The sequence below is a fragment of the Flavobacterium lacisediminis genome, from assembly GCF_025909975.1.
GTDB classification, from domain to species: domain Bacteria; phylum Bacteroidota; class Bacteroidia; order Flavobacteriales; family Flavobacteriaceae; genus Flavobacterium; species Flavobacterium lacisediminis.
This window is the reverse complement of the sequence record NZ_JAPCIO010000010.1, coordinates 26867-51453: the sequence shown is the minus strand read 5'-3', so window position 1 is coordinate 51453 and position 24587 is coordinate 26867. Positions and strand designations below refer to the sequence as shown.

General features: G+C 32.1%; 23 protein-coding genes. 14 read left to right on the top strand and 9 right to left on the bottom strand.

The window, feature by feature from the left end; all coding sequences use genetic code 11:
- Positions 1-279: 279 nt before the first annotated feature.
- Genes OJ995_RS12550 through ilvA form a run of 6 tightly spaced genes read left to right on the top strand, consistent with a single transcriptional unit; the run spans position 280 to position 7504 of the window.
- The gene (locus OJ995_RS12550) at positions 280-1167 is read left to right on the top strand and encodes a branched-chain amino acid transaminase (protein ID WP_264369743.1); all 888 of its coding nucleotides are present in this window, start codon (positions 280-282) and stop codon (positions 1165-1167) included.
- Positions 1167-2846, top strand: a complete 1680-nt coding sequence (ilvD, locus tag OJ995_RS12545; RefSeq protein WP_264369742.1) for a dihydroxy-acid dehydratase — start codon at positions 1167-1169, stop codon at positions 2844-2846. The genes OJ995_RS12550 and ilvD overlap by 1 nt, the downstream gene beginning before the upstream one ends.
- 3 nt (positions 2847-2849) lie before the next feature.
- Positions 2850-4595, top strand: a complete 1746-nt coding sequence (gene ilvB / locus OJ995_RS12540; RefSeq protein ID WP_264369741.1) for a biosynthetic-type acetolactate synthase large subunit — start codon at positions 2850-2852, stop codon at positions 4593-4595.
- 10 nt (positions 4596-4605) lie between these two features.
- Positions 4606-5193, top strand: a complete 588-nt coding sequence (gene ilvN, locus OJ995_RS12535; protein WP_133610890.1) for an acetolactate synthase small subunit — start codon at positions 4606-4608, stop codon at positions 5191-5193.
- Between the two features lie 23 nt (positions 5194-5216).
- Positions 5217-6263, top strand: coding sequence for a ketol-acid reductoisomerase (gene ilvC / locus OJ995_RS12530; protein ID WP_264369740.1), 1047 nt, complete (start codon positions 5217-5219; stop codon positions 6261-6263).
- Positions 6263-7504 carry a threonine ammonia-lyase IlvA gene (gene ilvA / locus OJ995_RS12525; RefSeq protein ID WP_264369739.1) on the top strand — a complete coding sequence of 414 codons (1242 nt, stop codon included), beginning with the start codon at positions 6263-6265 and terminating at the stop codon, positions 7502-7504. Before ilvC ends, ilvA begins: the two co-directional genes overlap by 1 nt.
- 158 nt (positions 7505-7662) lie before the next feature.
- On the opposite strand, the gene OJ995_RS12520 is transcribed toward ilvA, so the two are convergent.
- From OJ995_RS12520 to OJ995_RS12485, 8 genes are read right to left on the bottom strand one after another with little or no spacing between them, the layout of a single operon-like run.
- Positions 7663-8784, bottom strand: a complete 1122-nt coding sequence (locus OJ995_RS12520) for an ABC transporter permease (RefSeq protein WP_133606744.1) — start codon at positions 8782-8784, stop codon at positions 7663-7665.
- A gap of 11 nt (positions 8785-8795) precedes the next feature.
- Positions 8796-9902: an ABC transporter permease gene (locus OJ995_RS12515; RefSeq protein WP_264369738.1), complete on the bottom strand. Its 1107-nt coding sequence runs from the start codon at positions 9900-9902 to the stop codon at positions 8796-8798.
- An 11-nt stretch (positions 9903-9913) separates the two neighbouring features.
- Complete coding sequence (locus OJ995_RS12510; RefSeq protein WP_284698695.1) at positions 9914-10660, bottom strand: ABC transporter ATP-binding protein; 747 nt, start codon at positions 10658-10660, stop codon at positions 9914-9916.
- 11 nt (positions 10661-10671) lie between these two features.
- The gene (locus OJ995_RS12505; RefSeq protein ID WP_264369737.1) at positions 10672-11568 is read right to left on the bottom strand and encodes an ABC transporter ATP-binding protein; all 897 of its coding nucleotides are present in this window, start codon (positions 11566-11568) and stop codon (positions 10672-10674) included.
- A gap of 6 nt (positions 11569-11574) precedes the next feature.
- Positions 11575-11946: a cupin domain-containing protein gene (locus OJ995_RS12500; RefSeq protein WP_264369736.1), complete on the bottom strand. Its 372-nt coding sequence runs from the start codon at positions 11944-11946 to the stop codon at positions 11575-11577.
- A gap of 31 nt (positions 11947-11977) precedes the next feature.
- Entirely contained in the window at positions 11978-12853 is an 876-nt protein-coding gene (locus OJ995_RS12495) for an HlyD family secretion protein (protein WP_264369735.1), read from the bottom strand.
- Position 12854: 1 nt separating this feature from the next.
- A complete protein-coding gene (locus OJ995_RS12490) occupies positions 12855-14105 on the bottom strand; it encodes a TolC family protein (RefSeq protein ID WP_264369734.1) in 1251 nt (416 codons plus the stop codon).
- Entirely contained in the window at positions 14105-14698 is a 594-nt protein-coding gene (locus tag OJ995_RS12485; protein ID WP_264369733.1) for a TetR/AcrR family transcriptional regulator, read from the bottom strand. Before OJ995_RS12485 ends, OJ995_RS12490 begins: the two co-directional genes overlap by 1 nt.
- A 212-nt stretch (positions 14699-14910) precedes the next feature.
- Here OJ995_RS12485 and nirK point away from each other — a divergent pair, with 212 nt between their 5' ends.
- Genes nirK through OJ995_RS12465 form a run of 4 tightly spaced genes read left to right on the top strand, consistent with a single transcriptional unit; the run spans position 14911 to position 19100 of the window.
- A complete protein-coding gene (gene nirK / locus OJ995_RS12480) occupies positions 14911-16377 on the top strand; it encodes a copper-containing nitrite reductase (protein ID WP_264369732.1) in 1467 nt (488 codons plus the stop codon).
- Positions 16378-16393: 16 nt separating this feature from the next.
- Complete coding sequence (locus OJ995_RS12475; protein WP_242004793.1) at positions 16394-17179, top strand: formylglycine-generating enzyme family protein; 786 nt, start codon at positions 16394-16396, stop codon at positions 17177-17179.
- 23 nt (positions 17180-17202) lie between these two features.
- Positions 17203-17796, top strand: a complete 594-nt coding sequence (locus OJ995_RS12470; RefSeq protein ID WP_264369731.1) for an SCO family protein — start codon at positions 17203-17205, stop codon at positions 17794-17796.
- Between the two features lie 26 nt (positions 17797-17822).
- Complete coding sequence (locus OJ995_RS12465; protein WP_264369730.1) at positions 17823-19100, top strand: alginate export family protein; 1278 nt, start codon at positions 17823-17825, stop codon at positions 19098-19100.
- 127 nt (positions 19101-19227) lie between these two features.
- On the opposite strand, the gene ric is transcribed toward OJ995_RS12465, so the two are convergent.
- A complete protein-coding gene (gene ric / locus OJ995_RS12460; RefSeq protein WP_264369729.1) occupies positions 19228-19950 on the bottom strand; it encodes an iron-sulfur cluster repair di-iron protein in 723 nt (240 codons plus the stop codon).
- 164 nt (positions 19951-20114) lie between these two features.
- Between ric and OJ995_RS12455 the strand changes: the two genes are divergently transcribed.
- The 4 genes from OJ995_RS12455 to OJ995_RS12440 all read left to right on the top strand — a co-directional run bounded on the left by OJ995_RS12455 (position 20115) and on the right by OJ995_RS12440 (position 24575).
- Positions 20115-20549 carry a c-type cytochrome gene (locus tag OJ995_RS12455; protein WP_264369728.1) on the top strand — a complete coding sequence of 145 codons (435 nt, stop codon included), beginning with the start codon at positions 20115-20117 and terminating at the stop codon, positions 20547-20549.
- Between the two features lie 16 nt (positions 20550-20565).
- On the top strand, positions 20566-21903 hold the full coding sequence (locus OJ995_RS12450) for a cbb3-type cytochrome c oxidase subunit I (protein WP_264369727.1): 1338 nt from the start codon (positions 20566-20568) through the stop codon (positions 21901-21903).
- 107 nt (positions 21904-22010) lie between these two features.
- Positions 22011-22796 (top strand): CbbQ/NirQ/NorQ/GpvN family protein, encoded by a 786-nt coding sequence (locus OJ995_RS12445; RefSeq protein ID WP_133606766.1) that lies wholly within the window; start codon positions 22011-22013, stop codon positions 22794-22796.
- A gap of 12 nt (positions 22797-22808) precedes the next feature.
- Positions 22809-24575, top strand: a complete 1767-nt coding sequence (locus OJ995_RS12440) for a nitric oxide reductase activation protein NorD (RefSeq protein WP_264369726.1) — start codon at positions 22809-22811, stop codon at positions 24573-24575.
- Positions 24576-24587: the final 12 nt, after the last annotated feature.

The window sequence follows — 24587 nt, the reverse complement described above, 5'->3', positions numbered from 1 at the left end:
GAGAATGGAGTTAAAAAACAATTTAAAGCACACTTCTCATTAATAAGATAAATGAAAACAAGTCCTAATATATGGAACAAAATCGTAATCGTAATAAATACCATTATTTCGATTGGACTTTTAGTTCTAATTATTAAGTGTAGTTAACAAATGGAAAATATAAATATTTCAATTAGTATTATAAAAAATATTCGTGTTATATAGACGGATTGGTTTGATTATTATAAGCCTTTTCCGTTTTTAGGGAAAGGCTTTTTTTATTTTAAAATTTTAAAAATTATGTATTACAACGAAAACACCACCATTTTTTTAAACGGTCAATTTGTAAAAGTAAAAGATGCTCCAGTAAGTATTTACAATCAAACAATGCATTATGGTAATGGCGTATTTGAAGGTATTAGAGCCTACGATACTCCAGATGGTGTCCGAATTTTCAAAGCAAAGGAACACTATGAAAGATTGCATTATTCCGCAAAAGTGATGCATATTAATTTGAAATATACTGAAAAGGAATTAGAGCAAATTACATATAAGTTACTAGAGCTTAATGATTTAAAAGATGCTTATGTCAGACCATTAGTGTATTTGGGTGAAAATATGTCATTAACTCCAACTGATGAAGTTCATGTGGCAATTATGGCTTGGGAATGGGGAAAATATTTAGGGGATTCATTACTTAGATTGATGTTATCATCGTTCCAAAGACCCAACCCTAAATCATGTTTTGTTGAAGCTAAAGTAGTTGGACATTACACGAATAGCATTTTAGCAACTACAGAAGCTAAAGCAAATGGATATGATGAAGCTTTATTAACAGATATGAATGGGTATATCGCAGAAGGTCCTGGTGCTAATTTTTTTCTTGAAAAGAATGGAAAATTAGTTACAGCTCCATTAGGAAATATTTTAGCAGGAATAACGCGTCAAACGGTTTTAGAAATAGGAAAAGAATTAGGGTACGAAATTGAAGAGAAATTCTTTACACCCGAGGAAGTATTCACAGCAGATAGCGCTTTTTTCTGTGGAACTGCAGCTGAAGTAATTGGAATACAGTCGGTTAATGATTATAAGTTTCCATTAGATTGGGAAGATTCAATCGGTTCGGTAATTCAAAAGAAATATAAAAGAAGAGTGGCGCATAACGAATATCAAAACGTATACTTATAATGGAATTAAATAAATATAGTAAAACGGTTACGCAAGATCCTACGCAACCAGCTGCTCAAGCTATGTTGTACGGAATTGGTCTGACTGAAAAAGAATTAGCACAGCCTTTCATCGGAATTGCTTCAATGGGTTACGATGGGAATACTTGTAACATGCATTTGAATCATTTGGCCGCTTTGATAAAAAAAGAAGTGAATCAAAATGAAATGGTGGGTTTAATTTTTAATACGATCGGAATTAGTGACGGAATTACAAACGGAACTGACGGTATGCGATATTCATTAGTTAGCAGAGAGATTATAGCGGATAGTATCGAAAGTGTAGTTTCAGGACATTATTATGATGGAGTAGTGGCTATTCCGGGTTGCGATAAAAATATGCCAGGAAGTATCATCGCCATGGGAAGATTAAATCGCCCATCTATTATGGTTTATGGTGGAACAATTGCTCCAGGTAAATATCAAGGAAAAGATTTGAATATTGTTTCAGCTTTTGAAGCATTAGGAGAAAAAATTGCTGGAACAATATCAGAAGAAGATTTTAAAGGAATCATAAAAAATGCTTGCCCAGGTGCAGGTGCTTGCGGCGGAATGTATACGGCAAATACAATGGCTATTGCGATTGAAGCCTTAGGAATGAGTTTGCCTTATTCAAGTTCTAATCCAGCAATAAGCGTCGAGAAGTTTCAAGAATGTGAATCAGTTTCGTTTTACATGAAGCAACTTTTGGAGCAAAATATATGTCCTAAAGACATCATGACTTTCGAAGCGTTTGAAAATGCATTGACTGTTTTAATTGCTCTTGGCGGAAGTACAAATGCCGTTTTACACATGATTGCTATGGCTAGAAGTGTTGGAGTAACTATTACTCAAGACGATTTTCAAAGAATTAGCAACAAAACACCTTTGATTGCCGATTTTAAACCAGGTGGAAATTATTTAATGCAAAACCTTCACGAAAAAGGCGGCGTTCCAATGGTTTTAAAATATCTATTAAGCAAAGGAATGTTGCATGGAGATTGTTTAACCGTAACATCAAAAACAATTCGAGAAAATTTACAAGAGGTTTCAGATATCGATTTCGAAACACAGAATATTATAAAACCTATTGAAACTCCTATAAAACCAACAGGCCATATTCAAATTTTATATGGAAATCTTGCTCCGAAAGGTTCTGTCGCTAAAATTACTGGAAAAGAAGGTGAATTTTTCAAAGGTCCAGCTCGAGTTTTTGATGGCGAAAAAGAATTAATTAAAGGTATTGAAGATAAAAAAATAAAAGCAGGAGATGTGGTGGTTATTCGCTATGTCGGACCAAAAGGCGGGCCAGGAATGCCAGAAATGTTAAAACCAACATCCGCTTTAATTGGTGCAGGTTTAGGAAAAAGTGTCGCATTAATTACCGATGGTCGTTTTAGCGGAGGAACACATGGTTTTGTAGTAGGACATATTTCGCCTGAAGCTTATGATGGAGGCACTATTGCTTTAGTTGAAGATGAAGATGTTATTGAAATTAATGCAGTAGACAACACGATTCATTTGCATGTGAGTGAGGAAGAATTAACAGATAGAAAAAACAAGTGGCAGCAACCAAAGTTAAAAGTAACTAATGGCGTGTTATTAAAGTATGCCAAATTAGTTACCGATGCTTCAAATGGTTGTGTAACCGATGAATTTTAGAAAATGAATACATTAGAGATAAAAGAAACAGAAAAACAGAAATCTGAGACATTAGTTTCAGGAAGTGTTGCTGTTATTGAAGCCTTATTAGCGGAAAATGTTACCACTATTTTTGGATATCCAGGTGGTGCCATTATGCCAATTTATGACGCTTTGTTTGATTATAAAAAGCAATTAAATCACATTTTAGTCCGTCATGAACAAGGTGCAACTCATGCCGCTCAAGGATTTGCGAGAGTGAGTGGTGCAACTGGAGTTGTATTTGCAACAAGCGGTCCAGGTGCTACCAATTTAGTTACGGGTTTAGCAGATGCTATGATTGATTCTACTCCTTTAGTTTGTATTACGGGACAAGTTTTTGCCCACTTATTAGGAACGGATGCTTTTCAGGAAACCGATATCGTAAACATAACATCGCCAGTAACGAAATGGAATTATCAAATTACAGATGCTTCCGAAATTCCTTCAGTTTTAGCAAAAGCTTTTTATATAGCAAAAAGTGGTCGGCCAGGTCCTGTATTAATTGATATTACCAAAAATGCTCAATTGCAATTATTTGATTATGAAGGTTATCAAAAGTGCGACTTCATCAGAAGTTATAAACCACAACCTGATATCCGAATTTCATATGTAGAGCAAGCAGCCGAACTCATCAATCAAGCTAAAAAGCCGTTTGTGATTTTTGGTCAAGGTGTGATTTTAGGAAATGCAGAAAAGGAGTTTTTACAATTCATTGAGAAAGCAGGAATCCCTTCAGCATGGACGATTATGGGGATGAGTGCTATTCCAACGAATCATCCCTTAGCAGTAGGTATGTTAGGTATGCATGGAAATTATGCACCTAATCTTTTTACTAATGAATGCGATGTTTTAATTGCCATTGGAATGCGTTTCGATGATAGGGTGACAGGTCGTTTGGATAAATATGCGAAACAAGCAAAAATTATTCATTTGGATATTGATCCAGCCGAAATTGATAAAAATGTGTTAGTAAACGTTCCAGTTTGGGGAAATTGTAAAGAGACTTTGCCTTTGTTGACGGAAAGAGTAGAACAAAAATCACATCAAGAATGGATTACAAAATTTCATCAAGCAATAGCCATTGAAACGGAAAAGTTAATTGAACCTGAATTATTTCCTGAAGAAGGTGAAATAACAATGGGTGAAGTGATTCAATTAATTAACGAATTAACCAACGGCGAAGCAGTAATGGTTACGGATGTGGGCCAACACCAAATGATAACGTGTCGCTATTCACATCAAAACAAAACCAGAAGTAATATCACTAGTGGTGGTTTAGGAACTATGGGGTTTGCTTTACCAGCGGCTATTGGTGCAAAATATGGAGCACCAGAACGGACCGTAATTGCGGTAATGGGTGATGGTGGTGCACAAATGAATATTCAAGAACTAGGAACCATTATGCAGTTCAAACCTAATGTAAAGATTCTGATTTTAAATAATAGTTTTTTAGGAATGGTACGCCAATGGCAAGAATTATTTCATGAAAAACGATATTCTTTTACCGATATCCAAAGTCCCGATTTTGTTCAAGTCGCAAAAGGGTATGGAATTAAAGGAAATAAAGTGGCTTTACGAGAAGAGTTAAAATCGGCTTTGCAAGAAATGATTGATTTTCCTGAGTCGTTTTTGTTAGAAGTTGCCGTTCGAATGGAAGACAACGTTTTTCCAATGGTGCCGCAAGGAAAAGGCGTTTCGGAAATTGTTTTGTGTAAAGAAGATATTTAATTGAAAGAAGATGAAAAAAGAATTTACCCTTACAATATATACAGAAAATCATGTCGGACTAATTAATAAAATAGCCATCATGTTTTCAAGAAGAAAAATTAGTTTAGAGAGTTTTAATACGTCACCAAGCGAAGTGCCTAATATTTATAGATTCACTATTGTAGTTGTTGAAGCAGAAGCTGTCGTGAAGAATTTGGTAAAGCAAATTGAAAAGATTGTAGATGTTTTCAAGGTGTATTGCAATACAAATGATGAGATTGTTTGGCAACAAATGGCATTGTATAAAGTGCCTACTGAAGTTATCATCAAAGAAGTTAAAGTAGAGCGTTTGCTAAGAGAATATGGCGCAAAAGCGGTTGTTATTCGAAATGATTATACAGTTTTTGAAGCCACAGGTCAGGGAGAAGAAATCAATAAGTTATTGAAAAAGCTAGACAAGTTTGGTTTAATAGAATTTGTAAGAAGTTCCCGAATAGCCATTATTAACGCAAGCGAAGGTATTCATAAAAAAGTAGTAGAAATGGAACTAAAAAATCCAGCATTACAAACAATAAACAACGAATTTTTAGATAAAAAGGATCAAGTATTTCAAATGTAAATTAAAATTTAAAAAGAAAAAATATGGCAACAATAAATTTTGGAGGAGTTAATGAAACCGTAATCACAAGAGACGAATTCCCATTAGAAAAAGCACAAGACACATTAAAACATGAAGTAATTGCTGTAATTGGTTATGGCGTTCAAGGTCCTGGACAATCTTTAAATTTAAGAGATAACGGATTTAATGTAATAGTTGGTCAACGTAAAGGTGGAAAAAGCTGGGAAAAAGCGATTGCAGATGGTTGGATTGAAGGAGAAACTTTATTTGATATTGATGAAGCTTGCGATAATGCTACAATCATTCAGTATTTACTTTCAGATGCTGGTCAAATTGAAGCTTGGAATACGGTTAAAAAATATTTAACTGCGGGCAAAACACTATATTTTTCTCACGGTTTCGGAATCACATTTAATGAAAAAACAGGAATTGTACCTCCAGCAGATGTAGATGTAATTTTAGTTGCACCAAAAGGTTCTGGAACTTCTTTAAGAAGATTGTTTTTAAAAGGCGAAGGAATTAATTCTAGTATCGCTGTTTTTCAAGATGCCACAGGTAGAGCAAAAGATAAAGCCATCGCATTGGGAATTGGAGTCGGTTCTGGTTATTTATTCGAAACAGATTTTCAAAAAGAAGTGTATTCTGATTTAACCGGAGAACGAGGAATTTTAATGGGCGCTTTAGCGGGTTTGTTCGAAGCGCAATATAATGTATTACGTAAAAACGGACATTCGCCATCAGAAGCATTTAATGAAACAGTTGAAGAATTAACCCAAAGTTTAATGCCTTTAGTAGCAGAAAACGGAATGGATTGGATGTTTGCTAATACTTCAGTAACTGCTCAACGTGGCGCTTTAGATTGGAAAGGTAAGTTTAGAGATGCTACAACACCAGTTTTTGAAAATTTATATGATGAAGTGTCTTCAGGAAGAGAAGCGAATCGAGTGATTTCTGAAGGAAGTAAAACGGATTACCGTCAAAAATTAGAAGTAGAATTAACTGAAATCCGCGAATCTGAATTATGGCAAGCAGGAGCAGCAGTTAGAAAGTTAAGACCAAAATTAAACTAATGACCTTATTTGAAAATATAGTAAAAGCTCAAGATAATTTGAATGGAGTGGTAATTAAAACACCACTCCAATTCAGTATCAATTTGTCTGAAAAATATCAAGCTTCGGTATATTTGAAGCGAGAAGATTTACAACAAGTTCGTTCTTATAAAATTAGGGGAGCTTACAATAAAATTAGTCATTTAGATGAGGTTCAAAAAGAAAAAGGAATTGTTTGTGCAAGTGCTGGAAATCATGCGCAAGGTGTAGCTTATTCTTGCCAATTATTGCAAATTCATGGCAAAATTTACATGCCTAAAACAACTCCAAATCAAAAGATAAAGCAAGTAGAATTGTTTGGAAAATCATTTGTTGATATTGTTTTGATTGGAGATACTTTTGATGATGCATTTCATGCGGCTAAACAATTTTCAAACGAAAATCAATTAGAATTTATCCATCCCTTCGATGATTTAGAAGTAATTGCAGGTCAAGGAACGGTTGGATTAGAAATTCTTTCAGAAAAAGTACCATCAATTGATTATCTTTTACTTCCCGTAGGAGGTGGAGGTTTAGCAGCAGGTGTTTCTACTGTTTTCAAAAGCTTAAGTCCAAATACTAAAATAATTGGGGTAGAACCAGAAGGAGCTCCTTCCATGCAACATGCCTTATATCAAAATTATCCAGTAGCTTTAAATACTATCGATAAATTCGTTGATGGAGCAGCAGTAAAACAAGTTGGTAATGAAACATTTTCTATTTGTAAAAACACTTTAGATAGAATGATTTTAGTTCCCGAAGGAAAAGTTTGTTCTACAATTCTAAAATTGTACAATGAAGAAGCTATGGTAGTTGAACCCGCAGGAGCATTAGCTATCGCTTCTTTGGATTTTATAGCGAATGAAATTAAGGGTAAAACTGTAGTCTGTGTTGTAAGTGGAAGCAATAATGATATTGAACGAACAGAAGAAATAAAAGAACGTTCTTTACTATATGAAGGATTAAAACATTATTTTATGATTCAATTTCCACAACGTCCAGGTGCATTAAGAGAGTTTGTAAATGATGTTTTATCAGAATCTGATGATATTACTTATTTCCAATTCATTAAAAAAAATAATAGAGATGTTGGACCAGTTGTAGTTGGCTTGGAAGTAAAAAATGAAGAAGATATTGTTTTTGTTAAAGCTAAAATGCAAGATAAAGGCTTTCAATTTCAATATTTAAATGAAAAAGAACCTTTGTTAGCGTTGTTGATTTAAATAAAAAACCCTGTAAAATCAATGTTTTGCAGGGTTTTTTGTGGAGCAGAGTAGAGGCGTTTCGAACTTTTTTAAGGAAGATCTGAGACAATTATATTTGATATTTCTAAAATTCCAATGACAAAATCAATTGAAAACAAGAAGAAATGACCTTGGTCTTAATTCGTTTTCTTATAGCTCCACACAGCTAAGCCATTAATTAATATTGCAAAAATTAAAATTACTACTAAATTAGGTAGTACTTCTTTAAGGCCAGCACCTTTTAATAAAACCATTCTTATAAACTCAACGAAGTAACGAATAGGATTTAATAAGGTGATGTTTTGAGCCCATTTTGGCATACTTTCAATAGGTGTAAATAAACCACTCATTAATATAAAAATTACCATAAAAAACCACGCAATAAACATCGCTTGTTGTTGTGTTTCAGTGTGGTTAGAAATATAAAGTCCAAATCCTAAAATTAAGAGTAAATAAATAGAAGTAAATCCATAAACTAAAAGAATACTTCCTAACATTGGAACATTAAAAACTACTTTTGAAATAACTAATCCAACACTCAATATAATAAGTCCAAGCACCCAAAAAGGGAATAATTTTCCAATTATGAATTGATATTTTTTAATAGGTGTAACATTAATTTGTTCTAAAGTTCCTAATTCTTTTTCTCTAACAATATTCATAGCTGAAAGAAAAAGCGTTAGCATTGTTACCAATAAAACTAATATTCCAGGTACCATAAAGGTCTTGTAATTTAAAGTGTTATTATACCAAAATGAGGGTATAGTTTCAATCCTACTAAGAATAATTTGATTTTCAGTTGTATTATAAATTTTAACAGCAATATCTTGATTTACTTGTTGTACTATTTGAGAGACATAAACATTTTGAACTCCTGCTGTAGCAGCATCTATGGCATTAATTTGGATTTGTAATTCTGCTTTTTTTTCGTTTTGAAGCATTTTTTCAAATTGATTGGGAATTTCTATCACAATGTCTGTACTTCCTTTTTGTAAAAAATCTAAACCTTCTTTTGGGTTTGTAAGTTCTTTAGTCACACTAAAATAACTGTTAGCATTAAATTTATCTTTTAAAACACGTGAAGAAATAGAATTATCTGAATCTATAAATGAAATTCTAATGTTTTTGACATCAAAAGTTGCTGCATTAGAAAGGATTAATAGTTGTAATATTGGTAATATAAATATCAATCTCAGCATGCTTTTATCTCTAAAAATTTGCTTAAACTCTTTCTGTATTATGAATAAAATAGTTCTCATTTTTTAAATTTTTATTCTAATCGGGTTTTGTAATTTTTGATACTTAGCCCAATAAAAATCAATGTCATTAATGTCAAAATCAATGTTTCTTTGATAATATAGCTTATTCCTACTCCTTTAAGCATAATTGATTTTACAATAATAATAAACCATTTTGCGGGAATTATATTATTCATAATTTGCATGGGTAATGGCATGGACGAAATAGGAAAAATAAATCCTGAAAGTATTATAACAGGAAGCATTAACCCCATTAAAGAAAGCATCATTGCGGTTTGTTGCGAATTTGAAACTGTTGAAATCAAAATGCCTAATGAAAGTGCCGTAATGATAAATAGAATACTTTCAAAAGCTAATAAAAAAAGACTTCCTCTTATTGGCATTCCAAAAATAAAATAGCCCATTGAAACAATAACAACGGCATTTATAATTGATAAAAAAACGTAAGGAAAAACTTTTCCAATAATCACCTGAAAAGGTTTTAGAGGTGAAACCAATAATACTTCCATAGTTCCTAATTCTTTTTCTCTTGTAATAGAGATAGAGGTCATCATGGCAGAAACTAACATTAAAATCACTGTCATTACACCAGGTACAAAGTTAAAAACGCTTTTTAGTTCAGCATTGTATAACATTCGAGTTTGCATAACAATTGAAACACTTTGTTTTTGAGTTGTGTTTTTTTGATTTTGATAATTTTGAATTATGGATTGTGTATAGTTTGTAATAGTATTAGCAACATTAGGTTCTGTAGCATCAGTAATAACTTGAACAGTTGCTTTTTTTTGATTTTCTAATTTTTTCGCAAAGTCTCTTTCAAATAGTAATACAGCTTTTATTTTTCCATTTTTGAATTCGGATTCAATAGCTTTTTCATTATCTATTTGATTCTCTATATTAAAATATTTTGATGCTTTTATTTTTTGGATAATTTTCTCAGATTCAGCATCTTTTGCATAATCTAAAATGGCAATATCTACATTGTTGATTTCGTTTGTTATAGCAAAGCCAAACAGTAAAATTTGAGCAATTGGCATACCAAATAGTATAAACAATGATCGTTTGTCTCTAAAAATATGGTAGAATTCTTTTTTTACAAAACCTTTAAATCGTTTCATAGTATATACTTTTATTCAATATTTCGAGCTAATTTTAAGAATACTTCATTCATAGAGTCCACATCAAATTGCTTTTTTAAGTTTTTAGGTGTATCCAAGGCTTCAATAACACCGTCTACCATAATAGAAACACGATCACAATATTCGGCTTCATCCATGTAATGTGTGGTTACAAAAATAGTGGTTCCTTTATCTGCTTCCGTATAGATAAGTTCCCAAAATTGTCTTCTGGTTATAGGGTCTACACCACCTGTAGGTTCATCTAAAAAAACAATTTTTGGTTCATGTAACAAAGAAACTGAAAAAGCTAGTTTTTGTTTCCATCCCAATGGTAATGATCCTACTCTTGATTTTGTAATATCTCCTAATTGCAATTCTTCAATAAGTTCAGCTGTTTTTTTCTTAATTTGTTTTCTTGAAAGACCATAAATTCCTCCAAAAAAGGTAATATTTTCCTGAACAGTTAAGTCATCGTACATTGAAAATTTTTGGCTCATATAGCCAATACTTTTTTTAACTTCGTCGCTTTGGGTATGCACATCAAAACCCGCCACGTTTGCATTACCGCTTGAAGGATTTGAAATACCTATTAGCATTTTCATTGCTGTAGTTTTTCCTGCGCCATTTGCTCCAAGAAAGCCAAAAATTTCGCCCTTATTTACATGAAAAGAAATTCCTTTTACAGCAGTAAAATCACCAAATTTTTTGGTAAGATTTTCTACTTCTATGACTTTTTCATTACTAATATGGTTTACCATTTTTTCATTTTTTATAAATCCATAAAAACATCTTCAATTGTTGTAGTTGCTTTTTGAATAATAATATTTGTATGCTGTTTTTCTTCGAGATAAATTTTTAATTTTTGAAGATCTAATTCGATATTATTGTCGATGTAATGCACATACTCGCCAAATGCAAAAACACTATAATGAGTTGGGAATTTCTTTAAATGTTCAATCAATTGATGCATTTTATTGGTTTTTATGTCATAAATCGTTTTTTTGTATGAGCTAACTATATTTTCGGGGGTATCAATTTTTAGAATTTCACCTTTTTGAATTAAGGCGATTCGGTCACACAAAACCGCTTCGTCCATATATGGAGTAGATACTAAAATTGTAATTCCTTTTTGTTTTAAGCGTTTTAGCATTTCCCAAAATTCTTTTCTTGAAACGGGATCTACACCAGTTGTAGGTTCGTCTAAAAATAATACTTCTGGTTTGTGAATTAAGGCACAACAAAGCGCTAATTTTTGTTTCATCCCACCTGATAATGCACCAGCTCTTCGATTTTTAAAAGGTTCTATTTGCACGTAAATATCTTCAATCAAATCGTAATTTTCTTCAATAGTTGTTCCGAAAATTGTCGCAAAAAAAGCTAAATTTTCAGCAATCGTTAAATCTTGGTATAACGAGAATTTTCCGGGCATATAACCTACTGAATTTCGAATTTCTTTTACGTTTTTTATTATATCGTGCCCTGCAACAATAGCATTACCTTCGTTTGGAATCAATAATGTAGTTAAGGTTCTAAAAAGCGTTGTTTTTCCAGCACCGTCGGGACCAATTAAGCCAAACAATTCTCCGCTTTTCACTTCAAATGAAATGTTTTGTATGGCAGAAACATTTTTAAATGATTTTGATATGTTTTGTACTGAAATACTCATTTCGCTTTATTTTATCAAAAGAAAGTTACTTTCTTCATGAGCGTCAATCCAATGTTTTATGTTGATAGGAATATTTACATAACTACCAGATTTTAGATTTATTTTTTCTCCTTTTTCATCATTATAAGTTGCATTTCCAGATACACAAACTAAGAGTGCTGGTACTTTTGTTATATGCTCTGCTAATTGTTCATTTTTTGCTATTTGTAATGAAATTACTTTAGCCTCTGTTGGCTGAAATAAAATTTGAGTTTGTACTGCTTTTTGTTCAGTATGTAGGTTTTTTAAATTCATAGTATTTGTTGTTTTTAAATTTGATTCAGATGTTTTACATCCAATAACTATTGATAATACTGCGATTATGGCAATTTGTTTCATTCTTTTATTTTTTTTGATTAATTAATACTATTTATTTTATCCAGATCTCTGCAGGCATTCCAATTTTTAAGCTTCCATCATTTTTTACTCTTATCTTAACTGCATAAACTAGATTAGCTCTTTCTTCTTTGGTTTGTATAATTTTCGGCGTAAATTCTGCTTGTGAACTTATCCATATAATGTTTCCAGTATACTCTTTGGTTTGTTCAAAATCATCTATTTTTACTTTAACTTGTTGTCCAATTTTAATACTTGATAATTGAGTTTCTGAAATATAAACACGTAGATTCATTTCTTCAAGATTGGCAATCTTGTAAAGTGGTTTTCCAAATGTTGTAACTTCATTAGGTTCAGCATACTTAGTTAAAACAGTTCCTTTAATAGGGTTTACTAAATTGCATTTTTTTATTTGATCGTTAATTTTTTCAATTTGCACCGAAAATGAATTGGCTTCATTTTTAATAGGTGCATTTTGAGTTCCTACACCTTTAATTTGTTCTTCAATGACTTTTACTTTTCCATTAATTTCATCAACTTGCCTTTTTGTAGCAGCATTTTCTGAAAACATATTTTTAATTCGGGTTTGTTCTATTTTTGCTGTTTTTAATTGTTCTTGTAACACTTGTTTTTGAGACAACACATTTCCTGATTTTGAACTAACTGTTTTTTGAGATGCTATAAGTTGCATTTTAGTATAATATAATTGCAAAGTATCAATTAAACCAACAGTTTTACCTTTTTCCACAACATCACCCTCTTCGAGGTTTAGAAACTCAATTTTTCCATTACTCTCAGACGAAACAGTTATTTCTGTAGTTTCAAAATTTCCATAAGCATCTGCTTTTTCATTATTTTCATTGCAACTTATTATAAACATTGCTAATACAAGTAAGGCTATATTTTTCATTTTAATTTCCTTTAATAATTTGATAATTTGCTTGAGTTAATTGTAGCTGTATTTGGTGTGATTTTTGATTGTTTTTTGATTCAAAAAGTTTATCAATTTCATTTAAATATTCCGAAGTTGTAATAACACCATTTTTCATTTGAGCTTCAGACGATTTTACTATTTTTTGGCGTAAATCAATTATTTCTTCATCCGATTTTAGTTGTTGATTTATTTTTTGAATTTCAAAATCTGTTTCTTGTAATTGTCTATTTAAGTTTAATTGAAAAGTTTCTTTTTCAGATGCTATTAATTGTTTTGATATTTCAAGAACTTCTTTTTCTTTTTTTGTTTTATTCCAATCAAATAATGTCCAATTCAATCGAATTCCTGTCACATAAAAAGCTTCAAATGAATTATTTAGCATGTTCAATGCGGGGTTTCCGTAACCGCCTTGTATAAAAGCATTTAATTTAGGGAGATTTGATTTAGAAACGATGATTTGTGAAGCTTCTAATTGCTGGTTTTGTAAATTAAAAAAATCAAATTCAGGACGTAATGCTTCTGTAGTTTCTAATGATATTGAATTTTCTAAAATTATATTCTCATCAAAATTTGTTGCGGTTAATTTTTCTAGATGATACAGTAGTTTTCTTTTATCAAATTGTAAATCGTTTATTTGTTGTTGAATTTTAATGATTTCAGCTTCTAAAACTTGCTCAGAAGCTGGCAATATTGCACCGAATTTAACAGCCGTTTTCACTTCTTTGTTCTTCTCTATTAATAAACTCATTTTTGATTGCAATAATTCATTTTTTTCTTGCAATAATAAAATGCCAAAAAAGTATTGGTTAACAATATTTTTTAATTGATATAGAGACACTTCAATTTGTTGTTGTTGTGTTTTAAATTGAATTTCTTTTAGTTTTGACTGAGCATTTAACAATCCACCATTATAAATCAGCTGATTGACATCAAGAGTTGCTCTGTATTGGTCTTTATTTAATGGCTCTATAGTTGCATTAGGTAGTGAAAATGGAATTTGTGTTACTTCTGACTGATAGGTTGCTTGAGCGTTTAATGATACTTTTGGTAATTTATCTAATTCTATTATTTCATTTTGTAATTTGAGCTGAGAATTTAAAGCTTCATTTTGTTTAGATAACGGATAATTAATTCGTACTAATTCATAACATTTATCAAGAGAAATTTTCTCTTGTGCATTTGTATAACCATATAAGGTTACAAAAAAGATTAAGATTAGATTTTTCATTACTTTTTAATTGAGGTGATAATTTGTTCGTAAATATATTTTTTACGTTCTTCCATTAGTTGCATAAATTCTTCATTAGATACCTGAATCATACCTTTAAGCAAAGCTTGAGCTGCAAAAGGAAAAACTGTCATTGAAAAAATATCTATCAATAATTGTTTTGGATTAATTGGTTTTAGAATACCTAACTTGATTTCATTTTCAATTTGATGAATTAATTTTGTTGGATCTGGTCGATTCTCTTTTTCAAGAAATTTTGTTACAAACTCAGGGTTATTATTCATTTCCTGAATTATGAATTGTGGTAAGAATGGATAATCTATTACAAATGAAATATAACTATCAGTGAATTTTTTTATCTTTTCAAAGATGGAATCTTGAGATTTAAATATTTCATTTATTTGTGGAGCTAATTTTCCAAATGCATTCATAAATACAGCTTCAAATAATAACTCTTTGTTTTTGAAACAATAGTGAAGCATGGCCTTATTTATACCTGCTTCATCTGCAATTTCTTGCATTCTTGCTCCTTTAAACCCTTTTAATTGAAATACTCTAAATGCGGCCTCAAATATTTTTTCTTCTGTTCTCATAAGTTAACTATTTGGTTTAACCATTTGGTTAACAAATGTACTTTTTTTATTTCAGTTTAACTATTAATAAATCATTTTAATATTTTTTTAACTTTTTTTTGAAACATGATTTTTATCATATTAAAGGATGTTTTTGTCTTTTAATTTTGACCTATAAAATGATAGTAACGAAACTATTATTTAAACCAATATTTAAAACTAATTTTTCTACCATGAGTAATTTTATTAAAAAAGTTTTGGTATTATGTGTAGCTTGTGCGGCAAGTATAGCATGTAAACAAAACGGTGACTCAACCACCAATTATGCTGATATTGCAGTTGGTGATCAAATGATTGCAGAACTAACAGCACCTCCATTTGTTCCAAAACCTGTTGGAGATCGTCCTGCTAAAAAATTAATTGTAAACATGGAAATCAAAGAAATCGAAGGAGAAATGGCCGACGGTGTTAAGTATGTTTACTGGACTTTTGGAGGTAGTGTTCCAGGAAGTTTTATTAGAACTAGAGTAGGTGATGAAGTTGAATTTACTTTGAAAAATCACCCAGACAACAAATTACCTCATAACATCGATTTACATGCCGTTACAGGTCCAGGTGGTGGAGCAGCATCTTCTTTAGTAGCGCCAGGACATGAAAAAACATTTAATTTTAAATGTATTAATCCTGGATTGTATGTGTACCATTGTGCAACAGCTCCTGTGGGAATGCACATTGCAAACGGAATGTATGGTTTAATTTTGGTAGAACCAGAAGGTGGTTTACCTCCAGTAGACAAAGAATACTACGTAATGCAAGGTGATTTTTATACGAAAGGTAAATATGGAGAACCAGGAATGCAACCTTTTGACATGACAAAAGCAGTAGATGAACATGCGGATTACGTAGTCTTTAACGGAAAAGTAGGTGCTTTAACAGGTGATAAAGCTTTAACCGCTAAAGTAGGTGAAACAGTTAGAATTTACATGGGTAATGGTGGTCCAAACTTAGTTTCATCCTTTCACGTTATTGGAGAAATTTTTGATAAAGTACATATAGAAGGTGGTGACATGATCAACAAAAATGTACAAACTACTTTAATTCCTGCTGGTGGTTCAGCTATTGTAGAGTTTAAAGTGGATGTTCCTGGAACATTTATTTTAGTAGACCATTCCATTTTTAGAGCATTTAATAAAGGAGCCTTAGGAATGTTAAAAGTAGAAGGAGCCGAAAATGCTAAAATTTACTCAGGTACTACTCAAGAAGGAATATATCATCCAGAAGGAGGAACCATTCAAAATATGCCAAAAACCGGTAATGGTAAAGAAGTTGTAGTTAATAAAACTTTAAGCCAACAAATGACAGATGGTAAAAACATTTATTCAAGAACTTGTTTTGCATGTCACCAGTCAGAAGGACAAGGTATTCCTGCAGCGTTCCCTCCGCTATCTAAATCAGATTTCTTAAATGCAGATCCAAATAGAGCTATAAGCGCAGTACTTCATGGTTTAAGCGGCGAAATTAAAGTGAATGGTAAAATATTTAATTCAGTAATGACTAGTCAAAACCTTACGGATCAAGAAATTTCAGATGTTTTAACTTATGTATATAATAGTTGGGGAAATAACAAAACAAAAGTAACTCCAGAAATGGTTAAAGCACAGAGAGCAAAACCAGCACCAAAAACAAAAGATATACATTAATATAAAAAAATAAAGAATGGAAGCTCAATTTATTAAACGATTTCACTACTGCCTAATTTTATTATTTTGGGTTTCCATTTCTTTTTCTCAGGTATCCGAAGATATGGTAACCATAGGAGCAGGGAGTTATGTTCCTTTATATGGAACTGCAGATAAAAAACCAGTTTACATCAAATCCTTTTTGTTAGATGTATATCCGGTTACAAATCAAGAATATTTAGAATTCTTAAAAACCAATTCGGCTTACCGAAAATCAAAAATCAAACGTCTTTTTGCCAATACTACTTACTTATATGAATGGAGTGGCGATTTGAATTTCGGTAAATTAAATCCGAATGCGCCTGTTACCAATGTTTCTTGGTTTGCTGCAAAAGAATATTGCGAATGCCAAGGTAAAAGATTAGCAACATTAGATGAATGGGAATATGTAGCCATGGCAGACGAAAAAAGAAAAGATGCTCGTTCACGAGAAGAATTCAATAAATACATCTTGAGTTGGTATGAAAAAAATAAAACTTACAACAATTCCGTAGGGAAAACATTCAAAAATTACTGGGGTGTTTACGATATGCACGGACTAGTTTGGGAATGGACTTTCGATTTTAACAGCATCTTTTTATCAGGAGAATCTAGAAAAGATAAAGATACCGATAAAGATTTGTTCTGCGGAAGTGGTTCTGTCAACGCAACCGATTTAATGAATTATGCCGCTTTTATGCGCTATGCTTTTAGAGGCAGTATAAAAGCGAATTACACTACAAAAAATTTGGGCTTCAGATGTGCCAAAAACATCTCTAATTGAGTTTTCAATTAAAAAAATATGTCATGAAAAAGATAATTTTACTAGTAATTGCCTCTATTTTTATTTTAGGATGCAATTCAAATGAAGAAAAACAAAATATAAAAGATAAACCTATAACCGATTTATCAATTTATAATTTGCCTGAAAAATGGACCAATCAAGACGGAAAAGATATTGAGCTGAAAGATTTGAGAGGAAAAGTACTAGTTATGGTGATGATTTATACTTCATGTAAATCAGCTTGTCCAAGATTAGTAGCTGATATGCGAAATATTGAATCTAAAATTCCGGAAGAATACAAAGATAAAGTCCAAATGGTTTTAGTAAGTATCGATCCAACAGTAGATACTCCAAAACGATTAAAAGATTTTTCTATCGAAAATAAAATGACTGGAAATCAATGGGTTTTCTTACGTTCTAATGAAGAAAACACTAGAGAGTTTGCAGCGGTTTTAGCAGTAAATTATAAAAAAATATCTCCAATTGATTTCTCACATTCCAATATAATTAGTGTATTTAATGCGGAAGGTGAATTGGCATTCCAACAAGAAGGTTTAGGAGTTAGTTACGATAAAACGGTTTCAAAAATCAAAGAAGAAGCAGCGAAAGTAGAGTAGTGGCTTCCAAAAAAAAACAATAAAAAATGAAACTTCATAATAAAATTCTAGTTGCAGTTGCTTTTGCAATTTCGACAGCAGGTTCTTTTGCTCAAGAGTTAGACGTCAACCTACAAATTAGACCTCGATTTGAATACCGAAACGGATTCAAAGAATTAATGAAAGATGAGTTATATCCAACTTCATTTGTTTCCCAACGCTCGAGGATGAATTTCTTTTACAAACAAGAAAAATTCAAAGCCAATTTATCATTTCAAAATGTTAGAGTTTGGGGTGATGTGGCTACAACTTCTCCATCAGATAAAAACGGAGTAGCGTTATTCGAATCTTGGATTTCGTATGATTTCAATACAAACTGGACAGCTAAATTCGGTCGGCAAGTTCTTTCGTATGACAATCAAAGAATCATGGGCGGTATCGATTGGCTACAACAAGGTCAAAGTCACGATGCAGTTTTGGTTACAAATAAGAAAAATAACTACCAAATGGATTTCGGAGCTGCGTTGAATAATAACAATGAAGCTCTTTACGAATCAGCATATGTGACGAACTATAAAAACATGCAGTTTATTTGGTTCAACCAAAAATTCTCAAAACTAAGTTTAAGCTTTTTAGCGTTGAATAATGGCTATCAATATGAAAATTTGATAGAAAATAAATTTCAAGTTGCCTATTTGCAAACCCTTGGAACTTATGGAAAATGGGTTACTTCAAAATTTTATGGTGATTTCGGTTTGTATGCTCAAATGGGTGAAGCTGCAGTTACTAATGATAAAGTAGATGTTGGTGCGTATTATGCAGGATTTAATTTAGGTTACAAATTCACAGTTCCGTTTAAAGCCGAATTAGGTTTCGAATATTTATCAGGTAAAGATCAAAATGATACCGATACTAAAGTAAAATCATTCTCGCCATTATTTGGAACTAACCACGGCTTCAATGGTTTAATGGATTATTTCTACGTCGGAAATCATAAAAATTCGGTTGGATTACAAGATTTTTATACCAAATTCATTTACGATAAGAATAAATGGCAAGTAACGTTATCGCCACATTTATTTTATAGTTCGGCATCAGTTTACAACATGACTACTTTAGAAGAACAAGACTATTATTTAGGAACAGAAATCGACATAACAGGGACTTATAAATTAGATAAAAACTTTATAATTTCTGGAGGTGTTTCTAAAATGTTTGGAAGCAACACTATGGAAATTTTAAAAGGAGGGAATAACAACAATTGTAACAATTGGGCTTGGGTAATGGTATCATTTAATCCGCAATTGTTTGCATATAAAAAATAGGTTAATTAATTATAAATAGGGTTATTGTTAATTAAAAAAGGACTGCTAATATAAAATTTAGCAGTCCTTTTACTTTAAAAAGAGTCGCCATGTAATTATGACGACTCCGTTTAAAGAACCTAATTAACTAATAAAACTTATCTTGTAAAACAACGGCACTTGGAAACAAAATATTATTTTCTAAATGAATGTGCGCATGTAAATCTGCTTCAAATTCTTGTAGCATTTGGTACGTTACTTTGTACGTGTTACAAGCATCTGCAGGCGGTGTATAATTGTTTGATAATTCTACAATTTTTTCAAATCTTTCGCCTTCATTTTCATGTTCTTCCATCATCATAGCAATTGGGTTGGCTACAGAACCAAATCCAGGAATATTTATAGGTGAATTATTTCTATTGGCTTCCACCATTTTTTTGATGAATGGAAATAAAATTAACTCCTCTTTTTTCATGTGTTGCGTTAATTCATCAGCACTTCTTTTGAATAATTTTTTAATTTCAAAAAGTTCTGGATGTTGTGCACCATGTACTTGCTCTAGCTTAATTAAAAACGAAAGCAATTGCGGGATTTTGTCTTCCACATAACGATGGTGTTTTTTTTCAATATAATCAATCAATAAATCCAATTCCCAAGATTTAAAATCAATACCTTGATTATTGTTGTTAGATGTTACTCTTTCTAATTCATCTAAAAGAGCAAATTTATCTATTCCTTTTTTTGCACATACTTCATCAATAGTTCGGTTCCCTTTACAACAAAAATCGATACCTAATTGGCTAAAAACACCAGCAGTTCTATAATCATCTGCTACTATTGTGCCTACTGTTTTGTTTGAATCTATAACCATGTTTCTAAATTTAATTTAATAAAAGACAAATCTATCTTTAATATATTTTTTATTGTATGATTCTAATCATATTTAATGACTTTTTTTGTTAGTTATTTTGCTATATAATTAAAAAGGATAAAAATATCTTTAATTATAAATTATTCTTAACTAATATCTAAAATATGTTATCAAAATCACAAGCACGAGCATTTTTTTTAGGTGGAACAGTAGTTACCTTTTTAGTCTTTATTGGATTAACTATCTATTCGTTCATGCCTAAAAATGATCAAACTTATCATGAAAAGATTGATGCAAAAGTTATTCGAGGAAAAGAAATTTGGGAATCGAATAATTGTATGGGTTGTCATACCATACTTGGTGAAGGAGCGTATTATGCTCCAGAACTTACCAAGGTAATTGAAAGAAGAGGAGAAGGCTACGTAAAAGCGGTCTTACAATCTCCAGTTCCTTGGGGGCCAAAAGGCAGAAAAATGGTCAAATACGAAATGAATGATGCCGATGCAGAAGCGATGGTCGCTTACTTTAAATGGATTGGCAACATTGATTTGAATGGTTTTGATCGAGTGGTTTCTCCTTTAGCTAAAGACAAAAAATAATCCAAAATATAGAGTTATGAAATATAAATCACAAAAAGTAGCGTATTGGTTCTTTGGATTATGCATGTTATTATTTGCATTACAAATTATCTATGGTTTTATTATGGGCTTTGCCCGAATTGGAATGGATGGTCTTCATGACTTTATTCCGTTCAATACAGCGAGAGCCGTTCACACTAATTTATTAGTAGTTTGGTTATTAACCGGTTTCATGGGTGCCGCATATTATATTATTCCTGAAGAAGCGCAACGAGAATTAGTCAATGTGAAATTGGCTTATGTACAGTTGATTTCCTTAGCAGTTGTTGGAGTTTTAGCTATCGTTGGGTATCACTTTAATATTTGGGAAGGCCGAAAATTCCTTGAAATTCCAAGAGAATTAGATATTTTGGTTGTTATCAATGTTTTACTGTTCTTAGGATTAATCCTCACCACTTTATATAAAGCAGAAAGACGAACAACAACCTCTTTGGTTTTAACAATGGGATTGGTTTTTGCAGCATTGTTATATTTACCTGGTATGATTTGGTTCGATAGTCAAGTTACCGATTCATTCTTCCGTTGGTGGGTAGTCCATTTATGGGTTGAAGGAGTTTGGGAACTAATCATGGGAGGTATTTTATCGTACTTATTAATCAAACTTACTGGTGTTGATAGAGAAGTTATTGAAAAATGGTTATATGTAATTGTAGGATTAACGTTCCTTTCAGGTTTATTAGGAACAGGTCACCATTATTATTATATAGGAGTTAATAAAATTTGGTTAATCGTAGGTGGAATTTTCTCAGCATTAGAACCATTAGCGTTCTTAGCGATGGCATTATTCGCAGTGTACATGTATAGAAAAGGTGAAAAATCACATCCAAACAAAATTGCTTTATTCTGGACAATCGGCGCTTCTATTGTATCTTTTGTAGGAGCTGGGTTATTAGGTTTTGCACATACATTACCACAAACGAATCTTTACACACACGGAACATTAGTAACGGCAATGCACGGTCACTATGCATTCTGGGGTGCTTATGCTATGATTGTTTTAGCAATAATCAGCTATGCGTTGCCCAATTTAACAGGAAGAAAACGTTACAACAATACAAGTGGTCATATGGCTTTTTGGTTGTCAAATGTGGGAATGTTAGGAATGACGGTAGCTTTTGGAGTTGCTGGTGTTGCTCAAGTATATTTAGAACGTAAAATGAAATTAGATTTCATGGATGTTCAAAATGAAATTGCAATTCACTTCGTAGTGTTACTGCTTTGTGCAACACTTTTTACAACAGGAATTACATTATTCATTATTGAGTTTATCAAATATGGTAAACCCACAGATGAAGCACTTGTAAAAGAAGAATAGTTATTAATTATTTTGGTTAGAAATTTAAAATTAATAGCTAACCGAGACCAAGTGCCCAGAGTTGTCGCTGCCAGCATTTGGTTTCGGTTTTTTTAAAATAAATTGTCATGATAGTAGCAGAAAAAACAATATTTTATAAAGCAGTAGGTTCAGAAATTGAAGTTTTCAATCAGATTAACCAATTGCAATTGCCTTTATTATTAAAAGGGCCAACAGGTTCTGGAAAGTCTCGTTTTATCGAATACATGGCGAATGAATTGAATAAAACATTAGTCACCGTAAGTTGTCACGAAGAAACTTCAGCAACCGATTTAATTGGACGTTTCATTATCAAAGGAGCCGAAACCATTTGGATTGATGGACCTTTATCCATAGCCGTAAAAAACGGATATATTTTATATCTAGATGAAGTTGCCGAAGCACGACCAGATGTCATCGTAGCCATTCACTCCTTAACCGATCACAGAAGAGAACTTTTCATTGATAAATTAGGAGAAACTATTAAAGCACATCCTGATTTTTTATTAGTCGCTTCGTTTAATCCTGGCTACCAAAAAGGATTTAAAGAATTAAAACCATCAACTCGTCAACGATTTGTAGCACTTTCATTCGATTATCCTAATCCAAAAGTTGAAACAGAAATTTTAATTAACGAAACAGGAATTGAAGCTGATATTGCTCAAAAGTTAGTTACTATAGGAACTAAAATTAGAAATCTTACCGAATTAGGTTTAACCGAAACCGTTTCTACTCGATTATTAGTTGACGCAGCCAAATTGATCAACAACGGATTACCAAAACGATTAGCGGTTCACGTTGCCGTTGTAGAACCTTTAACAGACGAACAAGAAACCATTCAAGCCTTAAAAGATTTGTGTGATTTAATGATTTAAAAGAATTGAAAAATGGGCTTTGAATTAGATGAGATTATTTATAAAAAAGTACTCAAATACTTTAAAAACAAGCGACTAAATGATGTTGAAACTCTTAGCCGTCAAATCAACTTGTCTGATATTAAACCACGATTAACACTTTTTGCAAGAGCCATCTCTGGTGCTCCAATCGAAATTTTTCCTGCCGAACGCGAAGGGGGTTACAAAAACAAAAACTTTTTCTTACCAATTAATTGTTCGCTATTTCCAACAAAAGAAGAAAATCTAAAATTCTATTTTTTTAGAACGGTGTATTTGAGTGTTCAAAAACAATTGAATTTGAATTGGGATAACCAAGACAATTCACCTGAACTTTCTTTGGAAAAAGCTACTGAAACCGCACCATTGGTTTTAGAAAAAATGTTTCAGGATTATCCATCCATGCAAGAGTTTTATTATGATGCGGTGTCAAAATTACCCATCAATAAAAAAGATCAAACCATTGATTATTCTTGGTTGTACGGAAAATGGATGAAAAATTCGCCTGACATCGAAGACGAAAATGTATTAAAAAACTTTGATGACAATACTAAGAAAATTCAAAATAACGTAGTAGCCGAAACCACACTTCATGCAAAAGCTGTAGAAGAAATCGAATCGCTTACGATTGACAAAAAACAACAAGAAGATTACGTATTAATGCACAGTTTCGAAAAAATTGAAACTGCGGAAGAATTCAACGGAAATTGGCGCGATTTTGATGGTGCCGATGATTTAGAACAACATCAAGAAGCTTTAGAAGAAATGAACATGCGATTCACCGTTCGTGTAGATGATATGGTGCATTCCGTTTATCAAGCAGATTTTGTAGAAAATACATCAATAGCAGAAAGTGCTGAGGTAGATGAAAAAGGCTTCCATTTAAAATATAACGAATGGGATTTCAAAAAACGAAATTACTTAACAAACTTCTGTAAAGTATATCCGAAAACCCAACTTAAAACTCACGCAACTTATTATAAAAACACGATGGCAAAGTACAAAACCACTTTAAATGGTTTACGAAAAATGCTTACTAGCGTGAATAATAAAATGCAACAACAACGAAGACAATTACAAGGTGACGCTTTCGATTTAGACGCGTTAACCGATTTATATACCGATATTCATTCTGGAAAATCGCCTGACGAACGCATTTATTTATCCCAAAGAAAGAAAAATAAAGAAATTGCTATTTTGGTTTTGTTAGACATTAGTCTTTCAAGCGATGGTTATGCCGCTGGAAATAGGGTGATTGATGTAGAAAAAGAAGTTTCCATTTTATTTGGTGAAATTTTACATGAGTTCGACATCGATTTTGCCATTGACGGATTTTATTCCAAAACCAGAAATTTCACAACCTATTTAACTTTGAAAGATTTCAACGAAAGTTGGAACAAAGCCAAACATAAAATAGGCGCCGTTGAACCTAATGGCTACACTCGAATTGGTCCCGCTTTACGTCATGCAGGAGCAAGAATGGATCAATTAGATGCTAAAAATAAATGGATTATTGTTCTTTCCGATGGAAAACCAAACGATTACGATAAATACGAAGGTCAACACGGTATTCAAGACATTAAGCAAGCGTTGCGAGAACTAAATGAGCGAAAAATCAATTCGTATGCCTTAGCCATTGAAGCGCAAGCCAAATATTATTTACCGCAAATGTTCGGTCAAAATCATTATCAAATATTAACATCTCCTGAAGCTTTGCTGAAATCATTGGTAAAACTTTATGAGAAAATCAAACATCAATAAAATGTCAACATC